Source organism: Aneurinibacillus danicus (assembly GCF_007991215.1).
Taxonomy (GTDB): Bacteria; Bacillota; Bacilli; order Aneurinibacillales; family Aneurinibacillaceae; genus Aneurinibacillus; species Aneurinibacillus danicus.
The window spans coordinates 1-3,390 of record NZ_BJXX01000238.1 but is presented as its reverse complement, the minus strand read 5'-3'; the positions used below and the strand labels follow the sequence as shown (position 1 = coordinate 3,390).

The 3,390-nt window shown below is 40.3% G+C and carries 2 protein-coding genes and 3 pseudogenes; all 5 read right to left on the bottom strand.

Annotated elements, in window-relative coordinates; genetic code table 11:
- Nucleotides 1-253, bottom strand: a pseudogene (locus ADA01nite_RS22395) (hypothetical protein); the annotation flags it as partial.
- Between the two features lie 584 nt (nt 254-837).
- Nucleotides 838-1,357 (bottom strand): annotated as a pseudogene (locus tag ADA01nite_RS21360) (SecY-interacting protein Syd).
- A gap of 165 nt (nt 1,358-1,522) precedes the next feature.
- A pseudogene (locus ADA01nite_RS22775) lies at nt 1,523-1,633 on the bottom strand (hypothetical protein); the annotation flags it as partial.
- A 297-nt stretch (nt 1,634-1,930) separates the two neighbouring features.
- On the bottom strand, nt 1,931-2,770 hold the full coding sequence (locus ADA01nite_RS21350) for an IS3 family transposase (RefSeq protein ID WP_170230415.1): 840 nt from the start codon (nt 2,768-2,770) through the stop codon (nt 1,931-1,933).
- A 28-nt stretch (nt 2,771-2,798) separates the two neighbouring features.
- Nucleotides 2,799-3,056: a helix-turn-helix domain-containing protein gene (locus ADA01nite_RS21345; protein WP_146812446.1), complete on the bottom strand. Its 258-nt coding sequence runs from the start codon at nt 3,054-3,056 to the stop codon at nt 2,799-2,801.
- Nucleotides 3,057-3,390: the final 334 nt, after the last annotated feature.

Sequence of the window (3,390 nt, the reverse complement as noted above, 5' to 3'; positions counted from 1 at the left end):
GGAGCTTAATTTCTGAATCCGCCAACTTCGCCAGCTCATAAGCTAATAGTTGTTCCGTTTCCTGTACTCGTTCCTTTGCTCGTTGTACCATCAACGCCGCTTCTCGCTCTGCTTCCTCCGGTTCCTTTAGTTGGCGGGCTAGCACGCTTTCGATATGGCTTATGTTGGCTTTTAGTCCAGTTGCTTCACGTTGTAAATCATCTATCCGACGAAGTATTTCCAGCCTTGGGTGTCCGTCCTTTGGGTCAGCCAACTGATCAAAATTCCAGTAACTTCCTTATGTTTCTATTTATGGATCGGCACTGCCAGATGTCTCAACTCATCCGCCTATCGCCGTAACCCCCGGTCCTTCTGGCAATATCCCCTTACTTCCTCCATTAGTGCTTCATACTCCGCTTGTGCCTGTGCAATAAAGCACAGCTTTTCTTCTGCTTCCTGTACTTGTTTTGCTATTTTCCTTTCCCTCCTTTGATTTGGGCATGCAAAAAAGGCTCGTTCCTCCTCAGTGCTCAAGCTGGAATAAATCCTTAAAAGTTTATCAAATTATTTAGTGTTTGGTTTGAAAGCAATGATAACAAAAAACAGGTCAATCATGGTGGTATCTGACCATAATCGACCTGTTCGATGTAACGAAATAGCGTCACTTGGGGTATAAAATTCAAGCAATTATGTGCGTACAAACGAAATGACTAAAACTTTATACGGGTATAGCATAGGTTATTTTTGTTATTGGTTGAATCATGGGTTCATTCGGTACTGGGTAGCCCCCGAATGATATACTTGAGAGGATTGGATTTTTACGTCATCACCAGGCGACTTATTCATAATAACATTAGCTTATCTCTTTAACCGTAAAGTCGTAATTAATTGCTCTATACTCTCCGAAATTACTTCGAATGTATTTCTTTCGAAGTCCTCAAGTTTTACAGAACCATCTTCGTTATCAACCACAACAATAAGTCCATTGCCTTCTATCCCCAAAGGAATATTCTCAAGCTTGTTATTATGATTATTCTTATATCCTCTAAGAGTATTGCTGTAAGATTCAATATCTGCCTTTGGCAGAACCGACTCTAGTTTTATATAATGGTCATTAATAAACCCATCTAAATCTGCAAACCAGTATGAATTAAAATATTCTATAACGGACGGATGAAACCTGATACCTAAGTCCTCTTCCATTGTTTTGAAATCATAGAAGTCTTTTTTTTTCGACGGGTTTCCATGAAATGTACTCATCCTCGTCAACTTCTCCAACATAAATAAGGGAATCAACATCTTCATCGAATGGTGTCTTAAATAAAAAGTCCAATCCCTCCTCAGCAATTTCTTTCCGTAATAAGAAATATTGATTCATAGCTTCTTTAATAGACAAAAATATCACCCTTTACTTATTCAAGAATTTTTCTAGTAATTCAGCATATTGGCTATCACTACCCCAAACTCCTGCTTCTTTTTCAGCATTGTGTATGCCACCCGAGCCAGGATGTAATTTAGATGGTACTGCAACAGCTTGACCACCGCCACCAATATGATGGTGAATTAGAGTGTCATTATACAGCTCTTTAATATCATACTGTGGAAAATGTTCTCTGAACTGCTTATCATTAATTGGAGAAAAACCTAATTCAATTTTTTGCTTATTAGCTTTACTTATACTTTCGGGGTATTTTCCCTTGAAATACCTCTATTTGTGCTGTCTATTAACAGGCTGAGCAGTTACCAGAAATTTATGCAAAAACAGATTCAAAACAAAAAAGAGAGGCAATAAAAAAAGCTTATGTGGATGTATCACCTACTAAGGAACCAGCGTAGCAGAAAAACGACAATTTATTGGCTTGGTTGAGAAGCTTCAACAAGTGATAGACGAACTGATAATGTAAAGTAAATCTAGCTTATATGTAATGCTACCCTCAAAAAGCGACGAAAATCAAGCAGCTTTTGTAGAGTATTCTCCCATATATACTTCCAATGGCGCCCGATATCCCAAAGCGGAATGAGGGCGCTGTTCGTTATACAAGGTAATATAAGTGCCGATGGAAGCTCGCGCTTCTTCTAGGTTCTGGTATTCGTTTGCCCAGACCTCTTCTTCTTTTAATGTGCGATACCAACGTTCCATCTTTCCGTTGCTTTGTGGATGCTTGTATGACGTTCGAATTTGCTCAATTCCCAATATCTTCAACGTGGAGACAAAATCACGACTGGTAAACTGACTCCCGTTATCCTGCACTAATTTTAGCCCTTGCTCTCTCACACCATATGGAAAAGCTTCATTCACCGCTTTCTCCAGCACACTGATAGCTTCATCATCACGGCAGTAGTTGTCGAGACTCCAGGCTACAATACGGCGGTCATAGGCATCGATGATGCTCACAAGATACTTCCATCCCTCACTTGTCCAAATCTTCGTCATGTCAATATGCCAAACTTGATTGGAGGAGTTGATTTGAAAATCGACAGGCTGATAGGTGCGCTTGGCTTCATATCGCTTTTGCTTTTGTGTTAAGCCTTCGGCTTTCATCACAGAGTAAACGGTTTTCTGATTTACTTCGATTCCCTGGCGCTTTAGTAAAGCCCAAATTCTACGATATCCGTAGGTAGGATGCTGTTGACAAAGAACACGCACTTTCTCTTGAATCACTGCCTGTTTCGGTCGTTGACGAGCACTTGGTTGCACGAAAGTTGCCTTTGCTTTTTGACGGTAAAACGTACTTTTGTGCACGCTAAGAAGACGGCATACTTCTTCCACCGACAGGTGGGAATCTTCCACTACCTCAAAGATAAATGCCCAGTGCTCTTCACTCAGATGTTGAACGTTTTTTTAGCTTTGAAAGTTTTACAGTCAACTTGCCAATAAGTTGCTCATACTCGTCCAACTTTGCTTGAACGGCAGCGTCTTCTTTTGCTGTCTTACGTTGTTTACCCGAAAGGGCAGCCATTCCTCCTTGGATGAACTCATCTTTCCAACGGTAATACAGAGTCTGGCTAATGTTATGTTGTCGGCAAATCTCGGCGATGGATTGTTCCCCCTTCAGCCCCTCCATCACAATATTCATTTTTTTCCTCTGCTGACCATTTGCGACGTTTCATGTTCCGTTCCCTCCTGTTAGCTATGATTATATCAAAAGGGATACCTCTACACATTTTATCGTCGCATTTTAGATTGGGGCGCTATATACGTACATCTCAATTCGTTCGTGAAAACTTCATATAGGTAGAACAAAGGTTATGTTGTTTATCATGAGGTAAAGTGGTTTATTCGGCACTGGGTAGCCCCACCAAAAAAGAAACCTTGAAAGGCACGAGGCCAATCAAGGTTAAAATTCATCAATAACTTTAAAGAAAACTCTGTTTTAGTAAACACAATAACGTTAATCTACTGTTATTACT